23 protein-coding genes are annotated in these 24,260 nt (G+C 72.1%); 6 read left to right on the top strand and 17 right to left on the bottom strand.

The window, feature by feature from the left end; all coding sequences use genetic code 11:
• Positions 1–165 precede the first annotated feature (165 nt).
• The 5 genes from P2T62_RS01760 (at position 166) to P2T62_RS01740 (ending at position 8,528) form a co-directional block, all read left to right on the top strand.
• Entirely contained in the window at positions 166–1,686 is a 1,521-nt protein-coding gene (locus P2T62_RS01760; RefSeq protein WP_276259771.1) for an aldehyde dehydrogenase family protein, read from the top strand.
• A 138-nt stretch (positions 1,687–1,824) separates the two neighbouring features.
• On the top strand, positions 1,825–2,841 hold the full coding sequence (locus P2T62_RS01755; RefSeq protein WP_276259770.1) for a lysylphosphatidylglycerol synthase transmembrane domain-containing protein: 1,017 nt from the start codon (positions 1,825–1,827) through the stop codon (positions 2,839–2,841).
• A 207-nt stretch (positions 2,842–3,048) separates the two neighbouring features.
• Positions 3,049–3,837, top strand: a complete 789-nt coding sequence (locus P2T62_RS01750; RefSeq protein ID WP_276259769.1) for a crotonase/enoyl-CoA hydratase family protein — start codon at positions 3,049–3,051, stop codon at positions 3,835–3,837.
• Between the two features lie 108 nt (positions 3,838–3,945).
• Entirely contained in the window at positions 3,946–6,489 is a 2,544-nt protein-coding gene (locus P2T62_RS01745) for a heavy metal translocating P-type ATPase (RefSeq protein WP_276259768.1), read from the top strand.
• A 224-nt stretch (positions 6,490–6,713) separates the two neighbouring features.
• Positions 6,714–8,528, top strand: coding sequence for an alkaline phosphatase D family protein (locus P2T62_RS01740; protein WP_276259767.1), 1,815 nt, complete (start codon positions 6,714–6,716; stop codon positions 8,526–8,528).
• A gap of 66 nt (positions 8,529–8,594) precedes the next feature.
• On the opposite strand, the gene P2T62_RS01735 is transcribed toward P2T62_RS01740, so the two are convergent.
• The 5 genes from P2T62_RS01735 to P2T62_RS01715 form a co-directional block, all read right to left on the bottom strand.
• The gene (locus P2T62_RS01735; protein WP_276259766.1) at positions 8,595–8,975 is read right to left on the bottom strand and encodes a hypothetical protein; all 381 of its coding nucleotides are present in this window, start codon (positions 8,973–8,975) and stop codon (positions 8,595–8,597) included.
• Between the two features lie 100 nt (positions 8,976–9,075).
• Complete coding sequence (locus P2T62_RS01730; RefSeq protein WP_276259765.1) at positions 9,076–11,769, bottom strand: beta-glucosidase family protein; 2,694 nt, start codon at positions 11,767–11,769, stop codon at positions 9,076–9,078.
• 78 nt (positions 11,770–11,847) lie between these two features.
• Positions 11,848–12,507 (bottom strand): helix-turn-helix domain-containing protein, encoded by a 660-nt coding sequence (locus tag P2T62_RS01725; RefSeq protein WP_276259764.1) that lies wholly within the window; start codon positions 12,505–12,507, stop codon positions 11,848–11,850.
• Positions 12,508–12,716: 209 nt separating this feature from the next.
• Positions 12,717–13,574 (bottom strand): universal stress protein, encoded by an 858-nt coding sequence (locus tag P2T62_RS01720; protein ID WP_276259763.1) that lies wholly within the window; start codon positions 13,572–13,574, stop codon positions 12,717–12,719.
• A 75-nt stretch (positions 13,575–13,649) separates the two neighbouring features.
• Entirely contained in the window at positions 13,650–13,835 is a 186-nt protein-coding gene (locus P2T62_RS01715) for a hypothetical protein (RefSeq protein WP_276259762.1), read from the bottom strand.
• Between the two features lie 93 nt (positions 13,836–13,928).
• Here P2T62_RS01715 and P2T62_RS01710 point away from each other — a divergent pair, with 93 nt between their 5' ends.
• Positions 13,929–14,468 carry a DUF21 domain-containing protein gene (locus P2T62_RS01710; protein ID WP_276259761.1) on the top strand — a complete coding sequence of 180 codons (540 nt, stop codon included), beginning with the start codon at positions 13,929–13,931 and terminating at the stop codon, positions 14,466–14,468.
• Position 14,469: 1 nt separating this feature from the next.
• Here the strand turns inward: P2T62_RS01710 and P2T62_RS01705 are convergent, their stop codons facing one another.
• From P2T62_RS01705 to P2T62_RS01650, 12 genes are read right to left on the bottom strand one after another with little or no spacing between them, the layout of a single operon-like run.
• Positions 14,470–15,450 carry a calcium/sodium antiporter gene (locus P2T62_RS01705; protein WP_276259760.1) on the bottom strand — a complete coding sequence of 327 codons (981 nt, stop codon included), beginning with the start codon at positions 15,448–15,450 and terminating at the stop codon, positions 14,470–14,472.
• A 3-nt stretch (positions 15,451–15,453) separates the two neighbouring features.
• The gene (locus P2T62_RS01700; RefSeq protein WP_276259759.1) at positions 15,454–15,936 is read right to left on the bottom strand and encodes a cation:proton antiporter regulatory subunit; all 483 of its coding nucleotides are present in this window, start codon (positions 15,934–15,936) and stop codon (positions 15,454–15,456) included.
• Positions 15,933–16,328, bottom strand: coding sequence for a DUF7522 family protein (locus tag P2T62_RS01695; RefSeq protein WP_276259758.1), 396 nt, complete (start codon positions 16,326–16,328; stop codon positions 15,933–15,935). Before P2T62_RS01695 ends, P2T62_RS01700 begins: the two co-directional genes overlap by 4 nt.
• 46 nt (positions 16,329–16,374) lie before the next feature.
• Entirely contained in the window at positions 16,375–18,114 is a 1,740-nt protein-coding gene (locus P2T62_RS01690) for a proton-conducting transporter transmembrane domain-containing protein (RefSeq protein WP_276259757.1), read from the bottom strand.
• Positions 18,114–19,811, bottom strand: a complete 1,698-nt coding sequence (locus tag P2T62_RS01685; protein ID WP_276259756.1) for a complex I subunit 5 family protein — start codon at positions 19,809–19,811, stop codon at positions 18,114–18,116. The genes P2T62_RS01690 and P2T62_RS01685 overlap by 1 nt, the downstream gene beginning before the upstream one ends.
• Positions 19,808–21,376 (bottom strand): complex I subunit 5 family protein, encoded by a 1,569-nt coding sequence (locus P2T62_RS01680; protein WP_276259755.1) that lies wholly within the window; start codon positions 21,374–21,376, stop codon positions 19,808–19,810. Before P2T62_RS01680 ends, P2T62_RS01685 begins: the two co-directional genes overlap by 4 nt.
• Positions 21,373–21,726 (bottom strand): cation:proton antiporter subunit C, encoded by a 354-nt coding sequence (locus tag P2T62_RS01675; protein WP_276259754.1) that lies wholly within the window; start codon positions 21,724–21,726, stop codon positions 21,373–21,375. Before P2T62_RS01675 ends, P2T62_RS01680 begins: the two co-directional genes overlap by 4 nt.
• Entirely contained in the window at positions 21,723–22,136 is a 414-nt protein-coding gene (locus P2T62_RS01670; RefSeq protein WP_276259753.1) for an MnhB domain-containing protein, read from the bottom strand. Before P2T62_RS01670 ends, P2T62_RS01675 begins: the two co-directional genes overlap by 4 nt.
• On the bottom strand, positions 22,133–22,669 hold the full coding sequence (locus P2T62_RS01665) for a DUF4040 domain-containing protein (RefSeq protein ID WP_276259752.1): 537 nt from the start codon (positions 22,667–22,669) through the stop codon (positions 22,133–22,135). Before P2T62_RS01665 ends, P2T62_RS01670 begins: the two co-directional genes overlap by 4 nt.
• On the bottom strand, positions 22,666–23,094 hold the full coding sequence (mnhG, locus tag P2T62_RS01660; protein ID WP_337250432.1) for a monovalent cation/H(+) antiporter subunit G: 429 nt from the start codon (positions 23,092–23,094) through the stop codon (positions 22,666–22,668). The genes P2T62_RS01665 and mnhG overlap by 4 nt, the downstream gene beginning before the upstream one ends.
• Positions 23,091–23,369: a cation:proton antiporter gene (locus P2T62_RS01655; RefSeq protein ID WP_276259751.1), complete on the bottom strand. Its 279-nt coding sequence runs from the start codon at positions 23,367–23,369 to the stop codon at positions 23,091–23,093. Before P2T62_RS01655 ends, mnhG begins: the two co-directional genes overlap by 4 nt.
• Entirely contained in the window at positions 23,366–24,235 is an 870-nt protein-coding gene (locus tag P2T62_RS01650; protein ID WP_276259750.1) for a Na+/H+ antiporter subunit E, read from the bottom strand. Before P2T62_RS01650 ends, P2T62_RS01655 begins: the two co-directional genes overlap by 4 nt.
• Between the last annotated feature and the right edge of the window lie 25 nt (positions 24,236–24,260).

Here is a 24,260-nt window from a genome sequence, read left to right as displayed (position 1 = left end):
TGTATCGCTCCGGGCGAGCATCTGTGTGTCGGGTTCACGAACCGTCGCCCGACCATGGTCGGGTCGTGACTCCATCCGACGACGAACCGGCGGCGTTCGCCGGGTATGGCCGGCCCGCCCATGGTCGGATGGGTGCTTTGGACCGGTGGGGCGGTACGACGAGCAATGGCAGAACCGTACCGACACTACATCGACGGCGAGTGGACCGCCGGCGCGGACACCGAGACCTTCGAGAGCGAGAACCCCGCGACGGGCGAGACGCTGGGGACCTTCCACCGCGGCACACCCGCCGACATCGAGACGGCCGTCGCGGCCGCCGACGAGGCCTACGAGGAGTGGCGCGAGCTCTCGCGCATCGACCGCGCGGAGTACCTCTGGGACGTCTACCACGAACTGCGTGACCGCACGGACGAACTCGGCGAGATCGTCACGAAGGAGTGTGGCAAGGAGATCTCCGAGGGCCGCGCCGACGTGGTCGAGGCCGCGCACATGGTCGAGTGGGCCGCGGGCGACGCGCGCCACCCCAGCGGCGACATCATCCCCTCCGAGATCGCCGAGAAGGACGCCTACATGCGGCGCAAGTCCCGCGGCGTCACCGGCTGCATCACGCCCTGGAACTTCCCCATCGCCATCCCGTACTGGCACATGGCCGTCGCGCTCGTCGAGGGCAACACCGTCGTCTGGAAGCCCGCCGAGCAGACGCCGTGGTGTGCCCAGATCGTCGCGGAGATGTTCGAGGACGCCGGCATTCCGGACGGCGTGTTCAACATGGTCCAGGGCTTCGGCGACGCCGGCAACGCCATCGTCCAGTCCGACGACGTGGCCACGGTCCTGTTCACCGGGAGCGCGGAGGTCGGCCACCGTATCGCCGACGCCGTCGGCTCGGACTCGGGCAAGCGCGCCGCCTGCGAGATGGGCGGGAAGAACGCCGTCGTCATCACCGAGGAGGCGGACCTGGATATCGCCGTCCACTCCGCCGTGATGAGTTCGTTCAAGACGACCGGCCAGCGTTGCGTGTCCAGTGAGCGCCTCATCGTCCACACCGACGTGTACGACGAGTTCAAGGAGCGCTTCGTCGACATCGCGAGCGACGTGGCCGTCGGCGACCCGCTGGAGGAGGACACGTTCATGGGCCCGCTCATCGAGGCCGAGCACCACGAGAAGGTCACCCGGTACAACGAACTCGCCCGCGAGGAGGGCGTGAACGTGCTGGTCGACCGGACCGAGCTCGACGCCGACGAGATCCCGGACGGCCACGAGGACGGCCACTGGGTCGGCCCGTTCGTCTACGAGGCCGACCCCGACGCCGACCTCCGCTGCACGCAGGAGGAGGTGTTCGGCCCCCACGTCGCGCTGCTGGAGTACGACGGCGACATCGAGCGCGCCGTCGAGATCCAGAACGACACGGACTACGGCCTCGCGGGGGCAATCGTCTCCGAGGACTACCGCCAGATCAACTACTACCGCGACCACGCCGAACTGGGGCTGGCGTACGGCAACCTGCCGTGCATCGGCGCCGAGGTCCAGCTCCCGTTCGGCGGCGTGAAGAAGTCGGGCAACGGCTATCCGAGTGCCCGTGAGATCATCGAGGCCGTCACCGACCGCACCGCGTGGACGCTGAACAACTCGAAGGAGATCCGGATGGCGCAGGGGCTCTCGGCCGACATCATCACCGAAGACGACTGAGGAAACAGCGGACCTGCGGACCCGACCCGGCCGGCGGAACGTCTCACCGGTGCAGTGCCAGAGCATCCCGTCATGCCGTTGGTACTCCCACCACGAGTACCGGCGTACTATACCGCGGTCGCCCGAACCGGTCGCCTGATGGCGCTCTCTCGCCGGACAGTTCTCCAGCTCGTCGTCGGGGTGACCGTCGCGGTCGGACTCGTCGCCGTCCTCTTCCGGTTCGTGGGCGCAGCCGAGGTGCTCGACTCGCTGGCGGCCGCCGAACCGACAATCCTCGGCGGTGTCGTGCTGGTGGCGCTGTGCTGGCTCGGCGCTTGGGGGCTGTCGCTGTACATCGGGCTCCGCATCCTCGCGGTTCCGACGTCGCTCGGCCGGGCGCTCCTCGCGTTCACCAGCGTCGTGTTCGCCAACAGCGTGATGCCGTTCGCCCAGCTCGGCGGCCAGCCACTCGCCGCGCTGTTCCTCTCGCGGGCGACCCGGAGCGACTACGAGACGTCGCTCATCGCCACCGCCACCGTGGACGTGCTCAACGTCCTCCCGGCGGGGCTGTTCGTCCTGGTCGGCGTCGCCACGCTCGCCGGGCGTGGGCCAATCGGCGGTGATGTCGCGCTCGTGGTCGGAGCCGTCCTCGGGCTCTCCGTGGCGCTCCCGCTCCTCGGGTACGCACTCTGGCGAGGCCGACGGTCGGTCGGTCGCTACGGCGGCCGTGGGCTCGTCGTCCTCGGTCGAACCGCCGGCAGTGTCGTCCCCGGCCGACTGCGACCCTCACCGGCCACCGTTCGACAGCGAGTCGAACGGGTTCGAACGGCCGTGGGACGGCTGGCTCGGAACCCCGGACCGCTGGCCCTCGCGTTCGGGTGCTCTCTCTTCGGCTGGGTGTTCTTCGTCGGCTCGTTCTGGCTCTCGCTCCTGGCCGTCGGGAGTCCGGTCTCGTTCGCGGTCGTCCTGCTCGTCGTCCCCACCTCGATGCTCGCGGTGGTGTTGCCCTCGCCCGGTGGACTGGGTGGTGTCGAGGCGATGCTGGTGTTCCTCACCGTGTCGTTCTCGGGGATCGACCCCGCCAGTGCGCTGGCCGCCGCGCTGGTTCACCGTGTGGCGACACACCTCCTGCCCATCCTCATCGGAGGCACGGCGACCGCCGTGCTCAGTTCGTAACACGTAGCCAGCACGGTTGCAGAGAACGGCCACCGATCGGAGCCCAGTAAGTCGAACACTCCCGATTCCCCAGACCTTATCGAAGGATAGCAAGTGTATAACCAAGTTATTTGATTAATTTGCCCAGTCTGAGACCAACGTACCACGGGCCGTGCAACGGCCGCGCCCCACGCCGGAGTTAACACCCCCGGCACCGTCCCCCGGCGCGTGAGCGACGACCACGACCTGACGGGCACGGACGGGCCGGTCCACTACGAGCGGGACGGACCGGTCGCCGTCATCACGATCGACCGGCCGGAGCGGCGCAACGCCATCGACTACGAGACCAGCCAGTTGCTGCTGGACGCGTTCACCCGCGTCGAGGAGACCGACGCCAAGGTGGCGGTCCTCACCGGCAGCGAGGGGACCTTCTCGGCCGGCGCGGACCTGAAAGCGATGGACCTGGAGGACTCGCCGGAGGGGTGGCTCGGGTTCACCCGGACGCGCTGTGAGGTGCCCGTCATCGCCGCCGTCGAGGGCCACTGCGTCGCGGGCGGCATCGAGATGGCGTGCTGGTGTGACATCCGGGTCGCGGCGAAGGGGGCGACGTTCGGCTGTTTCGAGCGGCGCTTCGGCGTGCCGCTCGTCGACGGTGGCACGCAACGGCTGCCCCGCATCGTCGGCCTCGGCCGCGCGCTGGACATGATCCTCACGGGCCGTGCGGTCGACGCCGAGACGGCCGAGCGGTGGGGCCTCGCGACGCGACTCGCCGACGAGGGCGCGGCGCTGGAGCGGGCAGTGGAACTGGGCAAGCAACTGGCAAGCTTCCCGCAGGACACGATGCTCTCGGACCGCGATGCGGTGTACGACGGCATCGGGACGCCGCTCCAGCAGGGCCTCGGGCTAGAGGGGTGGCACGGGTCGCGCGTCCTCCGGACCGCCGAGGCCGGCGCGGAGCGGTTCGCGGGCGGTGAGGGGCGCAGCGGCGCCGGTATCGAGGACCCCGACAGGGAGTGAGGGCACGCCGATTTAACAACCCAGGGCAATATCATTGCCAAGGTGTGGTCATTTCACCCCACCCATTATCAGCAGAGCTAATAACTCTGGAGCGACCATCTCCCGGTAATGAGCGACCCGAGCGACGCCCGAGCCGACTCACGTGGGTCGGACGGCGATGCCGACGCCGAGGTCGAACTCGACGTGCCGGACATGGACTGTGCGTCGTGTGCGACCAAGGTCGAGCGGAGCGTCGAAGGGCTGGAGGGCGCGGACCGCATCGAGACCCGGCCGACGACCGGCCGACTGGTCGTGGGCGGCGACGTGTCACGCCAGGACGTGAGCGAGCGCGTCGAGGCCGCCGGCTACGCGGTCGCGGACGGCGACGAGCGGACCGCGGAGTTCCAGGTCCCGGAGATGGACTGTGCCTCCTGCGCCGGGAAGGTGGAGAACGCCCTGTCGGACGTCGACGGTGTCCGGGACATCGACACGCGGCCGACCGCCGGCCGTGTTCGGGTGACCTTCGGGGACGAGACGACGCCCGACGAACTCCGAGCGGCCATCGAGGGTGCCGGCTACCCCGTCACGGGCGAGGAGGTCGATAGGGAGGGCGACACCGGGCCGGCAGCGCGCGAGCCGGTCTGGCGGAGCCGGCGGGCGAAGCTGACCGGCGTCGCGGCCGTACTGCTCGCGGCGGGACTGGCCGCGCAGTTCCTCGTCCCCGGGCTGAACGCGACCGTCGTCTCGGGGCCGGTGCCGTTCGCCGTCGCGGACCTCCTGTTCCTCGGCGCCGTCGCCACGGGCGGGCAGGCCATCCTCCGGAACGGCTACTACTCGGCGCGGAACCTGAACCTCGACATCGACTTCCTGATGTCGACGGCCATCGTGAGCGCCATCCTCGCGAGCCTCGTCTCCGGGGCGCACCTGTACGTCGAGGCGGCGACGCTGGCGACGCTGTTCAGCGTCGCGGAGCTGCTGGAGCGGTACGCGATGGACCGCACGCGGGGCTCCGTGCAGGAGCTGCTGGACCTCTCGCCCGAGGAGGCGACGGTCCTCCGGGACGGCGAGGAGCGGACCGTCCCAGTCGACGAACTGGCGGTCGGCGAGACGGTGGTCGTCCGGCCGGGCGAGAAGCTCCCGGCCGACGGCGTCGTCCGCGAGGGCGACAGCGCCGTCAACGAGGCCCCCATCACTGGCGAGTCCGTCCCCGTCGACAAGACCGCGGGTGACGAGGTGTACGCCGGGACGCTCAACGAGTCCGGCTACCTGGAGGTGGAGGTGACCGCCCCGAGTGGCGAGAGCACGCTCGCGAAGGTCGCCGACCTCGTCGCGGACGCCGACGCCAATCGCACGGAGCGCGAGCAGTTCGTCGAACGGTTCGCGGGCTACTACACGCCGGTGATGGTGGCCATCGCCGTCCTCGTGGCGGCGGTGCCGCCGCTCGTCTTCGGCGCGCCGCCGGTCGAGTGGTTCGTCAACGGCATCACGCTGCTCGTGCTCGCGTGCCCGTGCGCGTTCGTCATCTCGACGCCCGTCTCGGTGGTCTCGGGCATCACGGCTGCCGCGCGCAACGGCGTCCTCGTGAAGGGTGGCGACCACCTCGAGGCGATGGGCGGGGTGGGTGCCGTCGCGGTCGACAAGACCGGGACGCTGACGACGGGCGAACTGGCCGTCACGGACGTGGTCCCGCTGGGCGACCACACCGAGACGGACGTGCTCCGCTGTGCCCGCGGCCTCGAAGCCCGCAGCGAGCACCCCGTCGGCGAGGCCATCGTCGCCCACGCCGAGGGCCGGGGGGCGACGACGGCGACGGATCGCGAGGTGTCGGGCTTCGAGAGCCTGACGGGCAAGGGCGTCCGTGCATCGCTCGACGGGACCCCCCACTACGCCGGCACGCCGGACCTGTTCGAGGAGCTGGGGTTCGACCTCGGGCACGCCCACGTCGTCGGTGACGCGCGCGAGGCCGTGCCGGATGACGTGCGCTCGCTCTGTGATCGACAGGGCTGTCTCGACCTCGCCGACGAGACGATCCCGCGGCTCCAGGCGGAGGGGAAGACGGTCGTGCTCGTCGGCCGGGAGGAGGAACTCGAGGGGGTCATCGCCGTCGCGGACACCGTCCGGCCGACGGCCGCGTGGACGGTCGACCGGCTGCAATCGATGGGGCTCTCGGTCGTGATGCTGACCGGCGACAACGAGGGGACCGCCCGCGCCGTCGCCGAACAGGTCGGCGTCGACGACTACCGCGCCGGCCTCCTGCCGGAGGAGAAGGCCGAGGCCGTCGCCGCCCTCGAGGACGAGTACGAGGGTGGCGTGGCGATGGTCGGTGACGGCGTCAACGACGCGCCGGCGCTGGCGGCCGCGACGGTCGGCGTGGCGATGGGCGCCGCGGGGACCGACGCCGCCATCGAGGCCGCCGACATCGCCCTGCTGGGTGACGACCTGACGCGGCTGCCGTACCTCTACGAGCTGTCGCGTGACGCCGAGGGCGTCATCCGGAGCAACATCTACGCCAGCCTCGGGGTGAAGGCGCTGCTGGCGGTCGGGGTCCCGCTGGGCGTCGTTGGCGTCGCGGCCGCGGTGCTGGTGGGCGACGCCGGGATGACGCTCGGCGTGACGGGCAACGCGATGCGGCTCTCACGGCTGGAACCGGCGACGCCGGACGTGGCCGAGTGAGCCGGTGGCGAACAGGCGGCGCGACCGCGACCCCGGACCGTGCGCCGCGCTGGTCGAACCGGGCGGGACGGTATGTCCCGCGTCGGGTCGGCGGTCCGGGGGTGGCTCGTCAGGGCACGCGGGAAGTGGTCCCGGCATCCGATTTCAATCCCGGGGAGCGCAGCGGCCGAGCGTCGCTACGGGTGCCACAAGCGCCAAACCACGTCCCCGCGTAACGATGGTCGATGGAACAGGGGGCCGACGCCGAGACCGACGGTGATGCCGGAACCGGAACCATCGAGACGGACACGCCCACACCGGACCCGGACGCCGCACCACACGACGACGCCGAGCGCCCGGACGGACACGCCGAACTCGCGTCGCTCCTCTCGAACGAGGACCTCCTCCTGAGTCAACAGCCCCACTCGCCCGAGCGCGAGGCGGTCTTCGTCGACGACGACGACGACCGGGACCCGGACGCCGTCTTCCCCCAGTCGGTCGCCTCCGGCGGCCCGACGGCCGAGGGCGTCATCCTCTGGACCCGGCTCGCGCCGGACGCGTTCGACCCGGACGAGCCGCTCGGCGTCGAGGTCGCCCACGACGACTTCTCCGAGTCGGTCTACCGTGGCGTCGTCGACGACACCGACCGCATCCGTGCCCACGACCACGTCGTCAAGGTGGACGTCGACGGCGCGCTCGACCCGAACACCGAGTACCGCTACCGCTTCGTCTACGACGGCGTCGCCTCGCGCGTCGGGACCTGCCACACGCTCCCGGAACCGGACGCCTCCCCCGACTCGCTCCGGTTCGGCGTCCTCGCCTGCCAGAACTACCTCAACGGCTACTACCCCGCACTCGGCTACGTCGCCGAGGAGGACCTGGACTTCCTCATCCACGTCGGCGACTTCATCTACGAGTCCGGCGCGGGCGAGTTCAAGGGCCTCGACAGCCGCTCGTACGACGACCGGGACATCGACCTCCCCAGCGGCGAGGACCGGGTGCAGGACCTGGCGGACTACCGCTACATCTACCGCACCTACCGCTCGGACCGGTTCCTCCAGCGCGCGCTGGAGGAACACACCCTCATCGCCGCCTGGGACGACCACGAGATCGCCAACGACATCTACTGGGACCCGGAAACCGACGCTCCCAAGGCCGACCACCCGCGCGGCGAGGACCCCGAGTTCATGACGAGCCTGACGGCGGACGCCATCCACGCCTGGTGGGAGTTCGTCCCCGCACGACTGGGGTACGACCCCGAGGCCGAGTCGCTGCAGGACCGCTTCCAGCTCTGGCGCTCGTTCGAGTTCGGCGACCTCCTGAAGCTCGTGATGACCGACGAGCGCCTCTACCGGGACCCGCCGCGCGACGCGTTGCCGACGGCGACGAACTGCCGACCGGAGAACGAACCCCCCGGCCGGACGATGCTCGGCGAGGACCAGCTCGCGTGGTTCACCGCGCAGATTCGGGACTCGAACGCGCGGTGGACCGTCTGGTCCGACGAGGTACTCACCATCCCGTTCCGGCTGGGTGTGGGTCGTGCGTCGGTCTTCCCCGTGCAGGGCGGCTGGGACGGCTACACCCGCGAGCGCCGCTACATCAAGGACAAGCTGCAGGAGTTCTCGCCGCGCAACTTCGTCACCCTCACGGGCGACATGCACTGCTACATCGCGGGCTACAAGAAGACCGAGTACGGCGGCCCCATCACCGAGCGGCTGTTCGACCCCGGCGAGCGCGTCGGCGTCGAGTTCATGACGCCGGCCGTCACGAGCCTCAACGTCGCCGAAGCGCTGGGGATGACCGACGGACTCGTCGGCCGCATCACGGAACCGCTCCTCCGGCGGTTCGTCACGGCCCAGAACCCGCACCTGGAGTTCTTCGACTCGCACCACTGGGGCTACTCCGTCGTCGAGTTCACCCGCGACGCGTGTACGTACGTCGCCTACAGCGTCGACAAGCACGAGAACTCGATGGCCGCCGAACGCGAGGTCATCGCGGCCTACCGCGTCCCCGACGGCGAGGTCGAACTTATCGACGTGAGCGACGAGTACGACGAATGATTTCTAGATTGTGCGTAGGACTGGACTTTTCGGCAATAATACGCTGGATTGCGCAGTTTCTCGTGATCACTCCTCCGACCGGGACGCTCCCTCCTCCCCGACCTCCGACCCGTCCTGCTGGGCGTACAGCACGAGGTAGCCGGCCGCGAGCGCGGCCCCGAGGATGGCGGTCACGCCGGCCCCGAAGATGAGGAAGCCGACGTTGGGAACACCCATGATGATGGCCCCGACGGCGACGAACTCGATGCCGATGACGAAGGTGACGCCGACGATGATCCAGACGGCGATGGGGCCCAGCAGTTCACCGACGCCGTCCTCGACGGCCAGTCGGGTCGTCGTGTAGAGCCCGCGGTCCATGTTCCCCGGGAGGTCACCACCGAAGATGCCACCCGTGAGGAGTTTGCCCACGGTCGCGCCGAGCGATGGACTCGAGTCGTCGCTGCTCATGCCGGCGGGTCACGGAGTCGGGGCAAGAAGGTGACGTGTCCGGCGACCGTTGCGACGGCGGGAACCGCCACGGCGACCCGGGGTCCATCCGCCCCACCGCTCAGAACGGCCCGTCCGCCCCGACGACGAGGGTCTCGTCACCGGACCCCGCGACCGGTGTCCACGACTCGCCATCGAGCGAGACCTCCACGGGGCCGAACGCCGCGGATTCGGACTCGTTCTCGCCGCTCGGTGCCTCCACGAAGTACGACAGCGTCCCGTCCGCGTGGCGCCCGTCGAACTGCACCAGTTTCCGGTCGCCGAGTTGCTCGACGGAGACATCGCCACCGACGACCGTCCAGTCGACGGGGATGCGGTCCCGGACCAGCAGCGACCGGTCGGCCTCGACGTCGAGTTCGACCTGATTGGTCGCGCCACCCGTGAACACCGAGCCGTCGTCGGTGCGCGTGACCGTCGGCGAGAGCGTCGTGAGGCCGTCGCCCGACAGGTGGATGGGCTCGACCGCCCGGATGTCCCGCGAGGAGGAGCCGACGAGGATGCTGAAGAAGCCCGGCTCGACGACCCAGTCGTCGGCGTCGCGGTCGTCGTAGTAGGAGAAGGCGTCCGCGTCGAGGGCGAAGGCCACGGTGGTCGACTCGCCAGGAGCGAGTTCGACCTTCTCGAACGCCTTCAGCTCCTTCGGCGGCCGCGGGACGCTCGCCCCCTGGTCGTGGACGTACACCTGCGGGACCTCCGTCCCGGCGTGGTCGCCGACGTTCTCGACGGTCACCTCGACGGTCGCCTCGGTCGGTCCCTCTGCCTCGACCCGGAGGTCCGAGTACGCGAACTCGGTGTACGAGAGCCCGTGTCCGAACGGGAACAGCGGTTCGTTGGCCCGGTCGTCGAAGTAGCGGTAGCCGACGAAGACCCCCTCGGTGTACTCGGCGCGGCCAGCGATACCGGGATACTGCTGCTGCTCGCTCGCAGGGTAGTCACCCCGCTCCTTCCCGAAGGTGACCGGGAGCTTTCCGCCGGGCGCCACCTCGTCGAACAGCACGTCCGTCGCCGCGTGGCCGTCCTCCATCCCGGGGTACCACATCTGCAGGACGGCAGGCACGTCGTCGATCCACGGCATCGTCACGGGACCGCCGGTGTTCAGCACGACGACCGTGTGGTCGTTCGCCGCGGCGACGTCGGCGACGAGCGCGTTCTGGTTGCCGTTGAGCTGGATATCGTTGCGGTCGGTCCCCTCCGTCGAACTCCCGTTCCCGAAGACGAGTGCCACGTCGGCCTCGACGGCGAGGTCGGCGGCCGCGGCGGTCGAGTCCTGCCCGCGCTCGAACGACACCTCGGCGCGGTCGTCGACGTACTCCCGGACGGCCTCGAGTGGGCTGACCGAGTACGGCGGCGTCACGTTCGAGGAGCCGCCGCCACCGAGCTTCGCCTCGTCTGCCCGGTGGCCGATGACCGCGACGTGGTCGATGGCGTCGAGGTCGAGCGGGAGGGCGGGGTCGGCAGCCGCGTCGCCGTTGTCGTCGCCGGCCACGGGCTCGTTCTGCAGGAGGACGGTCCCCTCCGCGGCGATGCGGCGGGCGAGGCGCTGGTGCTCGTCCGTGTTCACCGCCGGGGGCGCGCCCGGCCGGTCGCCGTCGAGGATGCCCATCCGGTCGACCTGGCGGAGCAGCCGCAGGACCTTGTCGTCGAGCGTGGCCTCCTCGACGACGCCGGTCTGGACCTGTCGCTTGAGTGCCTCGTCGAAGAAATCGAAGACGGGGCCGAACTGCAGTTCCACGTCGAGGCCGTTCTGCGCCGACCGTGGGCGCGAGCCGCCGGCGTCGGAGACGACGAACCCCTCGAAGCCCCACTCCTCTTTCAGCGTGTCGAGCAGGAGGTCGCGGTGCTCGCCGCAGTAGGTGCCGTTGACGCGGTTGTACGCCGACATGACGCCGCCGATGTCGGCCTCCTCGACGGCCGCGCGGAACGCCGGCATGTAGATCTCCCGGAGCGCCCGCTCGCCGACGACGGCGTTCACGTAGTGGCGGGCGTTGCGCCGTGCGACGAACGTGGGCCCGAACAGCGTGTCGCACTGCGAGTCGATGGGCGGGCTCCCCTCCTGGTTGTTGGCGACGAAGTGCTTCGCCGTCGCGATGAGGCCGTTCGCCTGTGCGGCCTCGACCGCGGCGACCGCCATCCGCGAGGAGAGATAGGGGTCCTCGCCGTAGTACTCGAACGCCCGCCCGAGTTCCGGCACCCGGACGATGTTCATCCCCGGTCCGAACCAGATCTCCTGGTTGAGCGCCTTCCCCTCGCGGGCGACAGCGCGGCCGAACTGCCGGACCAGCCCGGGGTCGAACGTCGACGCCTGCGCGATGGGTGCCGGGAACGCCGTCGCCGGCTGCTGGGCGTCGAACCCGATACAGCCCTCCTCGTCGGGCCGGTTCTGGTTCTCGTGGCGGACCCCCAGCGGTCCGTCGGTGGCACCGAGCTCGGGGATGCCGAGCCGCGGCGTGGGGTCGATGCTGTCGTTGTTGAACGGGAGGTTGACGAGGTTGAGCTTCTCGTCGAGCGTCATCGCCGCGACCAGTTCCTCGGGCGAGCGGTCGGTGCTGGCGTCGCTGTCGGTCCCGTGGTCGGCCCCCGCGGTGCCGGCGCCCAGGACCGCCGCGGCGATGCTCCCGCCCGCGGCGCTCAGGAAGCCACGCCGTGCCATCCCCGTCCCGTCATCGCCCACCTGTTCGCTCCCTCCGTCGGCCGGCCCCGCCTCCACGGGCGCCCGCCGTTCGTCGTCCACCGTCCCCGGTTCGTCGTGCGTCATCGATGGTGGACACGTACGACTCCGGGCGCCTCAGCGTGGCCCCGATGTGCATCGGGGTACTTTAGTCCCGGAGTCGCCTCAGCCCGACTCCAGGTACCCACGGGCGAGGTTTGCCTCGATGCGCTGGAGCCGCTCGCTGAGCGTGGCGGGCGCGAGGTCGAGCAGTTCGGCCAGCTCGGCCTGTGTCGTCTCACGAGGGACGCTGTAGTAGCCCTCGCGCTCGGCGACGGCGAGCAGTTGGCGCTGCCGGTCGGTGAGCGGGCTACCGAAGTCGTCGCCCTCGGGCCGGAACTGGCCGATGCGCTCGAGCTGGAAGGAGACCTCGTCGGGCAGGTCCGCGGCACTCGCCTGCATCGCCGCAAGGTCGCCGGCCAGCCGCACCCGAAGCCCCCACCGGTCGTCGAGGTAGTGAACCGGCCAGTCGACGATGAGTTCCCGCTCGGTTCCGGACAGGAGCAACGCCTCGGCCAGCGTTCCCGCCTCGGACTGCATGTACGCGATGGCGTTGCCGGCCGTCTCGACCACGGCGTACTCGACGACCTCGGGGCACGCCTCGAGCAGTTCGCGGGCCCGGCCCGGGTCGCCGCTCACCTCGACGAACTGGATGAACTGCCCGTCGGGACTCGGCGTCGCGTACCGGATACACTGGAGACTGGCGTCGTCGGCCTCGTGGAAGTAGTGGTCGATGGGGTGGCTGAACTCCTTCGGCCAGGTCACGGTGAACGTCGCGCTCCTCATGGCTCCGTCCCGGTGGTGGCGGTGCTCGGCATGACGAGGTGTGTCGGTGGTCGTAGTATAGGATTTCTGCCGGTGATGCGGGGCCGTCGTCTCGTGAAGATGGCGGCTCAGTTGAGAGTCATCGTCACACGGGGCTCGGTGGGGGTAACCGTCATCATCGCCGCCACCGGCCGCTTGGAGCGCCGACGGGAAAAGCCGCCGCTTCCCCGTCAGCGCCGGAGCGTCCAGACCGGACAGGGGGCGCGCCTGACGACACGCTCGGCCGTGTTCTGCGTGAGGAAGCGGTGGAGGCCGCGCTTCCCGTGTGCACCCATCGTCACGAGGTCGATGTCCCGCTCGCTGGCGTACGTCGTGATGCAATCGTATGGCGCGCCGCGCCAGACCCTGGCCACGACGTCCACGCCGGCCGCCTCGCCGCGCTCCCGGGCGGCCGTCAGCGCCGCGTCGGACTCGCGTTCCAGGGTGGCCAGGAGGTCGGGCGACCGGATCAGGTTCTCGTCGATGACCGACAGCGCGTGGACGGTCGCGTCGTACCGGGCCGCGATGTCGAAGGCGTGGTCCGCGACCCGTCCGGCGTGGCCGCTCCCGTCGGTCGGGAGGAGGATCCGGTCGTACGAGGGGTCGACCGTGGTCGCCGCGCGGTTCACCGTGAGGACGGGCTGGTCCGCCTTCCGGAGGACGGACTCGGAGACGCTACCGAGGACGTACCGCGCCAGCCCGGTCCGGCCCTGCGTTCCCATCGCGATGAGGTCGATCTCGTGGTCGTCGGCGTACTGGCGGATGCCCCGGGCGGGCGTCCCGTGCGCGACGGCGGTTCTGGTCGCGAGCCCGCGCGCCTCGGCCTGCTGGGCGATGCTCTCGGTCGCACGCTCGCCGCGCTCCTCGAGCGCGGTCACGAGCTGGTCGTAGTCCCCGAACCCGTCCTCGTCGATAGTGAGTGCCCGGCTGTCGACCACGTACAGCGCGTGGACGGTCGCACCGTACCGCTCGGCCACCCCGAGGGCGTGCGCGACGGCGCCCCGGGTCCGGTCGCTCCCGTCGGTCGCGACGAGGATGTGCTCGTACATACCCGGACCTCCCGGGCGGAGCGACTTAACCGCTCCCCGCACCGGACAGAAGGAGACGTGTGGCCACGGCCGGTGCTACATCCGGGTCGCTTCCTTCGCCTCCTCGGCGTGCTCCAGCGCCAGCTCCAGCTGTCGGCGGTGGAGCGCCTCGAGCTCCTCCGCGTCGGCGTCACCCAGTTGCGTCGTCACCTCGACGCCCGGGAGGCTGGTCTTGAGCTTGTTGCCGCCGTCGCCCGCGATATCGTCCAGGTCGATATCCATACCGGCCCTCCGGCCGGCGGTGACTTAGGGATTGACCCGCGGCGGGCGGCCCGACGCCGGGCGGTTCTTGTGCCCGGCGGGTGACCGCCGCGTATGGTCGGGTCCTTCGTCGTCGTCGGTGTCGCGAGTATCGTCGTGCTCCTCGCGTTGAGTGCCTTCTTCTCCAGCAGCGAGATCGCCGTCTTCTCGCTGTCGCCCGAGTGGATCGACGAGCGCGCCGCCACGGGCGACGGCGACGCCCGCGCGCTGGCCCGACTGCGCGAGAACCCACACCGGCTGCTCGTGACGCTGCTCGTCGGGAACAACCTCGTCAACGTGGCGCTGTCGAGCATCGTGACCGTCCTGCTGGCCCAGTACGTTTCCGGCGGCGTCGCGGTGGCCGCGACGACCCTGCTCGCGGGGTCGGTCGTCCTCGTCTTCGGCGAGATCGTCCCGAAGTCGTTCGGCCTTGGCAACGCCGAGCGGTACGCACCCATCGTCGCCCGACCCATCCGGCTGGTCGAGCGGGCGCTGCTCCCGCTGGTCGTCCCGTTCGACCTGCTGACGCGCTCGCTCGGCACCGCGCTCGGCGGCGACACCGACATCGAGGAGCCGTACACGGACGACTACGAGGAGCCACCGAGGGCCGACTGAGTCAGCCCGCCACGCCGCGACCGAGCAGATCCAGCACCCAGCGGCCGCCGTTGGCGAGCAGACAGACGACACCCTCCGCGCGGGCGAAGCGGCTGCCGGTCCAGAGGAAGCCCGCCACCACCAGTGTGAGGCCGACCAGCCAGACGACCGTCGGAATCGCCGCCGGGGTGACGGTCGCCGGCGCGACGAGGCCGGCCGCGCCGAGCACGACCAGCCCGTTGAAGACGTTGCTGCCGACGAGGTTGCCGACGGCCACGTCGCCGAGCCCCCGGCGCGCGGCGACGAGCGAGGCCGCAATCTCGGGCGCGGAGGTGCCCGCCGCCACGACCGTCTCACCGATGACCCACTCCGAGAGCCCCGCCAGTCGCGCCAGGTCGACCGCCGACCGGACCAGCAGATCCGCGCCGAACAGGATCAGTCCGAGGCCGACGACGACACGCACCAGCAGCCCGACGCGCCCGGAGGCATCGGGCATCGCCGAGTCGAGCGCCCGCGCCTCGGCGGTGGCACCGGCCTCGCGGAGCGTCCCCCGGAGCAGGACGGCGAGGTAACCCACGAACAGGGCGAGTAGCGCCAGCCCCTCGGGCCGGGTCAGCCGCAGGTCCGCCAGAACGAGTGCCAGTGCGACCGTCGCGATGACGACCGCCGGGCCGTCGCGGCGGCGGAGGCTCTCGGCGACCGGCACCGCACCGAGTAGGAGGACTCCGCCGAGGACGATGCCGAAGTTGAACAGGTTCGAGCCGACGACGTTGCCGACGGCCACGTCCGGCCGGCCGACGAGCGCGGCGTCGACGGAGGTGACGAGTTCGGGCGCCGAGGTACCGAAGCCGACGACCGTCAGCCCGACGACGAGCGGCGGGACACCGACGGCCGCCGCGAGTCCGGCCGCGCCACGGACGAACAGGAGCGCCCCGACCCACAGCGCGACCACCGCCGCGCCGACCCCGAGGACGTCGGCAACGAGGGCAGCGTCGGCCGCCACGGGTCAGTCGCCGCCCGCCAGGTACGCCTCCAGGTCGTCGTGCGCGTCCGGCTCGCCGACCGCGACCAGCACGTCGCCGGCCCGGACGCCGAAGGAGGCGTCCGGGTTTGCGTGGGTCCGCTGGCCGCGCTGGACCGCCAGCACCGTCACGCCCGTCCGGCGGCGGACGTCGGCCTCGCCCAGCGTGCGGCCGGCCAGCGGCGCGTCGGCGTCGACCTCGACCCACTCGACGACGGCGTCCTCCAGCACGGACTCGACGTCCTCGTCGACCGGCTGGAAGTAGGTGCCGTCGAAGATCTCCGCCAGTTTCCGGGCCTGACGCTCCGTGAGTTCGAACAGCTCCTCGCTGTCGCCGTCGGCGTCCCCGCGCCAGAACACCTCCCGCCCGCCCTGGTTCCGGACGAGGACGACGAGCTCGCCACCGTGGCCGAAGCGCACCGTGAACCGCTCGCCGACGCCGGGGAGCTGCGTGTCGAAGACCCTCATCCGTCCGCCTCGACGCCCAGTCGCTCCAGGCACTCCGCCGGGAACGTCGGCAGGGTGACCTCGGCGCCCTTCTCGAGCATCACGACCACGGCCCGCTCGGCGTCGAGGTAGAGGTGGACGGCGACCGCGCGTTCGTGCTGGGCGACCAGCGCCTCCGCGTCGCCGAGGTGGAAGTACACGTCGTCGACGCGGTCGCGGTTGAACAGCGCGATGGAGCGGTGGATGATGGTGTCGAGCTGATGGCCGGTCAACTCCGTCTTCAGGTCCTGACGGACGTGGTGGACGTCGTAGTCGAACGTCTCGTGGTCGAAGCTGGCGGTCCAGCGGAGGTCGTCGTCGAACGACTCCCGGAGCCAGTCGACGAACCCGTCGTAGTCGGGTCGGCGAGGCATACCGACGTGTCACCGCGGGTCGACAAAAACACGTGGGGGAGACGACTCACAGCACCGCCACCGCCACGGCGACCGCCGCGACCGCCGCGAGCAGGAGGACCCCCCGGCCGAACGGGTCCGTGGGGAGCCCGAGCCGGGCGGCACTCGACGGCCCACGGCCCCCGTCGGCGACGCGAGCGAGCGCCGCGACCACCCGCTCGCCCCGGGTCAGCAGCCACCCGGCCGCCTCGTCCGTGCGGCGGGCGACGCCGTCGCGGAGCCGCGCGCCGGCGGGGTGGTAGAGCGAGTCGAGGTCGGGCGCGGCCGGGAGCCGTCCGAGCGGCCGCTTCACCAGCGCGAACACGACCAGCCCGGCGAGGAGCGTGGCACCCGCCTTCTCGAACTGCGATACCGCGAACACCTTCGCCGACGACGCGCCGGTCGGGAGCAGCCCCAGCAACAGCTCCGGGGCGACCCCGAAGACGACGCACGGCACGCCGACGATGGCGAACGCGGCGAGGTGGCCCGGGGCGGCGGTCCCGTCGGGCTCGACGGCGGCGTGGTCGGCGCTCCGGACGAACGCGTAGTAGCCGAACTTCGTGAACGAGACGACCGTCCCGACGCCGCCGACCAGCAGCACCCACCAGAGCAGTCGGGTCCCCGGCGCGTCGGCGGCGCCGATGACCATCCCCTTGCTGACGAACCCGGAGAACCCGGGGATGCCGGTGATGGCGAGCGCGGCGACGGTGAACGCGGCCGCGGTGGCGGGCATCGCCCGGCCGAGTCCGCCGAGCTTCTTCAACCGCTCCTCGCCGGTCCGGAGCAGGACGACGCCGGCCACCATGAACAGCAGCGACTTGTAGAGGACGTTGTTGAGCAGGTGGGCGAGCGCGCCCCCGGTCCCGAGCGGCGAGGCGAGGCCGACGCCGGCCACCATGTACCCCACCTGCGAGACGATGTGGTAGGTGAGCAGTCGCCGGGTCTCCGTCTGGAGGACCGCCAGCGTCACCCCGACGGCGAGCATGGCGGCGCCGGCCCACGCCAGCGCGAGGCTCCGGCCGGGGACGACACGGAGCAGCGCGTAGACGGCGACCTTCGTCGTGACGCCACAGAGGACGACCGAGACGGCGACACCCGCCCGCGGGTAGCTGTCCGGGAGCCAGACGTGGAGGCCGATGAACCCGACGTTGAGTCCCACGCCCAGCACCGCGAGCAGCCGCGGCAGGCCGGCCGTGATGCCACCCTCGTACAGGAACGACCCGGCGGCGGTGTAGTGGAGCAACACCCCCGCCACGAGCAGCGCGCCCCCGACCTGGTGGTAGACGGCGTAGCGGTAGCCCGCCGCCCGGCCATCGGCGGACGGCGAGCGCCACAGCAGCAGCGTCCCGCCGACCGCCAGCAGCTCCCACCAGACGACCAGCGAGAGCCAGTCGCCCGCGAACACCGCGCCGAGGCCCGCGCCGACGTAGCCGAGCAGGGTCGCCAGCTCGCGACGCGTCGTGCCGGAGTCGTGGGCGTACAGCACCCCCGCCGTCGTCACGAGGCCCAGCGCGAGCGCGACGACGCGCGCGGTCCCGTCCACCGCGAACAGGACGGCATCGAAGCCGAACAGCGTCGTCCGGAGGTGGTCGCCGGCCGGGACGGTCAGCACCCACGGGACGACCGCGGCGGCCGCGAGCGCGCCGACGGCGGTGCCGGCCCGGCGCGGGACCACGGCGACGACGACCGCCGCCGCCAGGACGAGGAGTGCCGGCGGGAGCGCGGTGAGCGGCGCGGCCGGGGCCGTCGTGCCGAGCGGGGCCCCCATCACGGCCCGAACACCTCCGCCACTGTCGCCTCCGCGAGGTCCCACAGCGGGAGCCAGTCGGGCACAACGCCGAGGACGACCGCGCCGACGGCGACGGCCACCACCGGGCCGAGCAGGGCGGGCGGCGCCTCGCGGAACGACGCCGGCCGGGTCCAGCCGCCGGCCGGCGGCAGCGACCCGTGGCCCGCGTGGTAGTCGTCGCCAGCGGGGTCGTCACCACCCAGGTCGCCGCTCGGTCCGCTCGTGCCGTCGCCGGGGGCCTCGGCCGGCCCGTCTGTGCCGTCGCCCGGGGTGGCCGACCCGCCGTCCGACGCGACCGGGGCGCCACCGTGCGGCGCCGCGGCGGCGTCGTGGGCGGGGTCCTCGGCCTCCTCGGGGTCGGTGAAGAAGGCCGACGCGACGATGGGCCAGAACAGCAGCAGCTTCAGCCCCCCCGCCAGCAGGTAGACGGCGCCGAAGCCGGGGTCGGTCGCCAGCGCGCCCAGCACCATGTACCACTTGCTGACGAAGCCCGCCACCAGCGGGAACCCGGCCAGTCCGGCGGCGGCGACGGCGAACGCGGTCATCGTCACCGGGAGCCGACGGGCGATGCCGGCGAGTTCGTCGCGGTAGGTCGCGCCGGTCTCGACGTAGACGAGGCCGGCGACGAAGAAGAGGGTGATCTTCATGAACGCGTGGGCGGGGATGTGCAGGATCGCGCCGAACGTCGACAGCCGCCCGGCGAGGGCGAACCCCAGCGCGATGTACGAGAGCTGGGACACAGTCGAGTAGGCGAGCGCCTGCTTCAGTTTCTCGCGCCGGAGCGCCAGCACGCCGGCGTACAGCATCGTCGTCGCGGCGAGCACGGCGAGCGGCAGGCCGACCCCGAGGCCGGTCACCGCGTCGGGACCGAACACGTAGGCGACGACCCGGCCGAGGCCGAAGGCGCCGCTCTTGACGACGGCGACGGCGTGGAGCAGCCCGGAGACGGGCGTCGGCGCCACCATCGCGTTCGGGAGCCACGTGTGCAGCGGGACGACGGCGGTCTTGACGCCGAAGCCGAGGACGAGGAGGCCGAACGCGACCCGCGCCAGCGCCGGGTCGGACGCGACGCCGGCCAGGCCGCCGGGGACGAACGCAACCGACCCCGCGAGCAGGTAGACCAGGACGAGCCCCGCGAAGACGGCAGCACCACCCGCCAGGGTGTAGGCGAGGTACTGGCGGCCGGCGGCGCGCGCGTCGTCGGTGCCGGCGTGGACGACGAGCGGGTACGTGGCGACCGTCAGCAGTTCGTAGGCGACGAACAGGGTCAGGAGGTTGCCCGCGAACGCGACGCCGAGCGTGGCGGCGATGCTGGCGGCGAAGGCGGCGAAGTAGCGCCCCTGCCCGTGCTCGTCGAGCCCCCGCATGTAGCCGACGCTGTAGACGCTGGTGACGAGCCACAGCGTCGCCGCCAGCAGGCCGAACAGCGTGCCGAACGGGTCCACCCGGAGGACGAACCCGACCCCCCCGACGTACGTCCCGAGGTCGGTCGTCGGGCGGGCGCCCGCCAGCACGGCCCGTGCGAGCAGTCCGGCGAGGACGAGCGTCCCGCCACCGGCGAGGAAGGTCCACGCCTCGCGCACGTTCGGCCGGTGGCGCGTGGCGAGGATGGGGCCGACGGCGAGCGCCGGCAGCAGCACCGCCGCCAGCGGCAGGAGGCTCGCCGTGGCGGTCACAGCACCACCTCCAGGAACGGCGCCAGCAGCGCCTCGACGGTCGGGGCGACCGCGCCCAGTACCACCGTCGCGACCCCCGCCGCGACGACGACGGCGACCATGCCGACCGAGACGGTACCCGGCTCGCCCGTGGACACGGCGGTCACCGGCCCGCTCGCGCCGTCGCCGGGCGCGGCCGGGGCGCCGTCGGTATCACCGCCGTCGTGGTCGTCGCCGCCGTGACCGTCCGCGGTGCCGTCGGCGTCGGGTCGATGAGCGGGCGGCTCGACGTACATCCGCTGGAGCAGCGGCGCCAGGTAGGCCAGCGAGAACAGCGTGCTCGCGACGACCGCCGCCAGCGGGATCCAGGCGCCGGCCTCGGCGGCCGCCAGCGCGACGTAGAACTTGCCGGCGAACCCCACCGTCGGCGGGATGCCGACGAGCCCCAGCAGCAGCACGGCGAGCGCCGCGCTCACTGCGGGCGCGCGCCGTGCCAGCCCGGCGTAGTCGTCGACCCGGACCGCACCGTACTGCGTCGCGACGAGCCCGGCCGCGAGGAAGGCGCCGCCCTTCATGACGGCGTGGCCGACGAGGTGGACGACGGCCCCGGTCACGCCGGGCGACGATGCCAGGGCGACGCCCACGAGAACGATGCCGAACTGCGAGACCGAGGAGTAGGCCAGCCGCCGGCGGACGACGGGTTCGCGGGCGGCCAGCAACGCGCCAGCGACGATGCTGACGACGGCCGCCGTCAGCAGCAGCGTCCGGACGGCCGGCACCCGCTCGAGGAGGGTCGCGCCGAACGCCGACAGGAGGAGGCGGGCGAGCGCGTAGGCGGCCACGGTCGAGGCCAGTGCCGCCAGCAGCGCACTCACGCCGGTCGGCGCGGCGGCGTACGCCGGCGGTTTCCAGGTGTGCAGCGGGTAGAGCGCCATCTTCACGCCCAGCCCGGCCGCCACGAGGGCGAACGCCGCGAGCACCAGCGTCCCCGGCGAGCCGGCGACCCTGGCCCCGAACGCCGCCATCGACAGGGTCCCCGTCGCGAGGTAGGCGTACCCCACGCCGAACAGGTACAGCGACGCACCGACCGTGCCGAGCAGGAGGTAGCGCAGCGCGGCGACGGCGGCGTCGCCGCCGGGACTCCGCGCGACCAGCGCGTACGAGGCGAGGCCGCTGATCTCGAGGAAGACGTAGAGGTTGAACAGGTCGGCCGTGAGACAGACCCCGGTGAGGCCGGCGACGAGCAGGAGGTAGAGCCCGTAGAACGGCGCCGAGCGGGGGCCGGCGACGCGGGTGTACCCGAGCACGGCGAGCGCGACGACCGCCACCAGCAGGACGAACGGGGCCGACAGCGCGTCGACGACGAGCCGGATGCCGAACGGGGCCGGGATGTTCCCGACCTCGACGACCACGGGGCCACGGGTGACGACCTCGACGGCCAGCGTCGCGGCGAGCGCCGTCTGTGCGAGCAGCGTCACGAGCGCCACCGGCCAGCCCGCGCGGTCGCGGACGAACGCGAGCATCGGCGGCACCACGCTCGCCAGCAGTGGCAGCGCGACCAGCAGCGTCGGGTCGACGGCGCTCATCGGTCACCCACCTCGTCGTCGCGCCGGGTGCCCAGCACCGCGGCGTCGAGCGTGCCGTACTCGTCGTAGATGCGGACGAGCAGCGCCAGCGCGACGCCCGTGACGCTCACGCCGACGACGACGGCGGTGAGGATGAGCACCGCCGGGACGGGGTCGACGTACGGCGGGTCGTTCGTCAGCAGCGGCGCGGCACCGCCGGTCCGGTCACCCCCCGCGATGAAGAAGAGGAAGATGCCGGTCTGGAACACGTTCAGCCCGAGCACCTTCTTCACGAGGCTCCGGTCGTCGACGAGGACGAACAGGCCGATGCCCGCGAGGAGGACCGCCACGACGTAGGCGGCGACGCTCACGAGCCCACCCCCGCGAGTTCGAAGAAGACGACGCTGATGACGGTCGCGACGGCGACGCCGATGCCGAGTTCGACTGCCTCGATGGGGTAGGCGGGCGAGCCGGGGAACGCGGTCACGTCGAGGAACGACCCGGCGAGCGCCAGCGACCCCAGCGCGACGAACCCGAACACGAGGACGCCGGCCGCGGCGACGACGACCAGCGCGCGAGCGTCGAGGCCGGCCCAGGTCTGCTCGACGCCGAACGCGAACGCGAGCGTCACCACGAGCGCCGCGACTACCACGCCACCCTGGAACCCACCGCCGACCGACTTCGTGCCGTGGAACATGGTGAACAGGCCGAAGGTGAACACGAACGGCGCCACCGCCCGGACGGTCTTGGCGACGACGACGCTGTCACGGTACGGTCTCACGGCGTCTCCCTCCCGAGCACGACGAGCACCGCGAGGCCGGCGGCGAACACGACCGCCACCTCGCCGAACGTGTCGAACCCGCGGAACGCGACCAGCACCGAGGTGACGACGTTCTTCACCGCGAAGTCGGCGGCGTTGGCGAGGTAGTACGCGCCCGCGCCACCGTCGCGGAGTCCCGGCGCCGTGCCGACCGGCGGGAGCGCCGGCACCGTCGCGAGCAGCGCCCCGACGAACGCCCCGACGACCACCAGCGACCGGGGGTCGGGGTCGAACGCGAACGTGTCGCCGACGCCGTCCGGGCGGGTGGTCCGCTGGAGCGTGACGACGAACAGGGAGGTGGTGACTGCGGCGCCGACGGCGGCCTCCGTCAGCGCCACGTCGGGCGCGTGATAGACCAGCCACAGGCCCGCCATGCCGAGGCTGTACGGCGCGAACACGACCACGGCGACCAGCGTGTCGCGGGCGAGCGCCGTGGCGACGGCCACCACGAGGACGAACCCCAGCAGCGCCGCCTCGACGAGACCCACCGTCACGGCCGCTCACCACCGTCGGCTCGCTCCCCTCCCCGACGTGGCTCCGACCGGGGCTCCTCGCCACCATCGGTCGGGGTCGGCGCTGCCCCGTCGTCGGGGTCGCCACCGGGGCCGTCGGCGACCGCGCGCGCCCACGGCTCGACACCCTGGTCGTCGGCCGACCGGACGATGGCGTGGGCCGCGGTCGGGCCCGTGAGGAGGAGGAAGAGGAACAGCGCGCCGAGTTTGAGCGTCGTGGTCGGCTCGGCGAAGGCGACGGCCGCGGCGAGGACGGCCAGCAGCGCGCCCAGCGTGTCGCTCTTCGAGGTGGCGTGGGCGCGGCTGTAGCAGTCCGGGAGCCGGAAGAGCCCGACCACCGCGATGGCCGTGAAGCCGACGGCGCCCGCCGCCAGCGCCAGCGCGGCCACCGTCCCGGGGGTCGTCACTGGAGCACCCCCCCACGCTCGACGACGTACTTCGCCAGCCCGACCGAGAGCAGGAAGTTGAGCAGCGCGTAGACGAGCGCCACGTCCAGGTAGCCCGGCTCGCCCAGCGCGGCCCCCAGCAGCGCGATGACGACCACCGTCGTCGTGCCCATCGCGTTGGCCGCGATGACGCGGTCCTGCACGGTCGGGCCCCGGAACAGGCGGTGCCCGGCACCCAGGCCGAGGACGACGAGCGCGGCCGCGGCGACCAGCAGCCCGTCGGCGAGCAGCGTCACCGGACCACCCCCTCGTCACGGCGCTCGTCCCCGCCGGCCGACGCGCCGTCGGGGCCCCCACGGCCGTGGAAGACGAACGCCACCGCACGGGCGAGCGCGCCCGCCTGCAGGTCCGTCCGGGAGGCCGACGTGAGCGCGTGGACCCGGAGCCGGCGCTCGTCGACATCGACGGTCAGCGTGCCGGGCGTGAGCGTGACCGCGTTGGCCAGCACCGCCCGCTCCAGGCCGGAGCGGGCGTCGTGGGGCACCTCGACCATCGAGGGCTCGATGGGGAGCGACGGGTCGAGGATGACCCGCGCGACGGACAGGTTCGCGCGCAACACCTCGAACAGGAGGTACGGGAGGAACACGGTCGCGCGGGCGGCGCGGGGGAGCGTCCGGCCGGCAGCGGGCGGCGTCTCGAAGACGATGGGCGACAGCAGGACGCCCGCCAGCGTCGCCGTCACCGCGCCGGTGACGAGGTCGAACGGGTCCGTCGGGTCGCCCAGCAGGAGGTAGAAACCGAACGACAGCGCGAACACGCCGACGAACCGGGCGGCGCCGCCGTCGTGAACGAGAGGCCGGTGCCGGACGGCACGCGGGACCGGGACCCGCTCGGCGGCGGCGGGCGCGCCCTCGACGTCGGGGGCGGCCAGGACCCGGCCGTCGCCCGTCGGCAGTGCGTCGGGGGTGGCGACCACCAGGTCGACCGACAGCGGCGAGTCCCTCGCGGCGTCGGCAGCAGCGTCGGCGGCGTCGGGTGTCGGGGCGACGAGCACCGCCGCCGTCGCGCCCCCACCCCGGAGGTCGCGGAGGGCGGCCGTCGTGGCCGCGGCGGCGTCCTCCTCGCCGACCAGCACGACCGGGCGCTCGGGAACAGCGGACATGGACGCCCCGTCCCCCGCCTCCCGT

It is taken from the genome of Haloglomus litoreum (genome assembly GCF_029338515.1).
In the GTDB taxonomy this organism is placed as follows: Archaea; Halobacteriota; Halobacteria; order Halobacteriales; family Haloarculaceae; genus Haloglomus; species Haloglomus litoreum.
The sequence above is the reverse complement of the archived record's forward strand: the minus strand, read 5'-3'. Positions and strand labels throughout refer to the sequence as shown.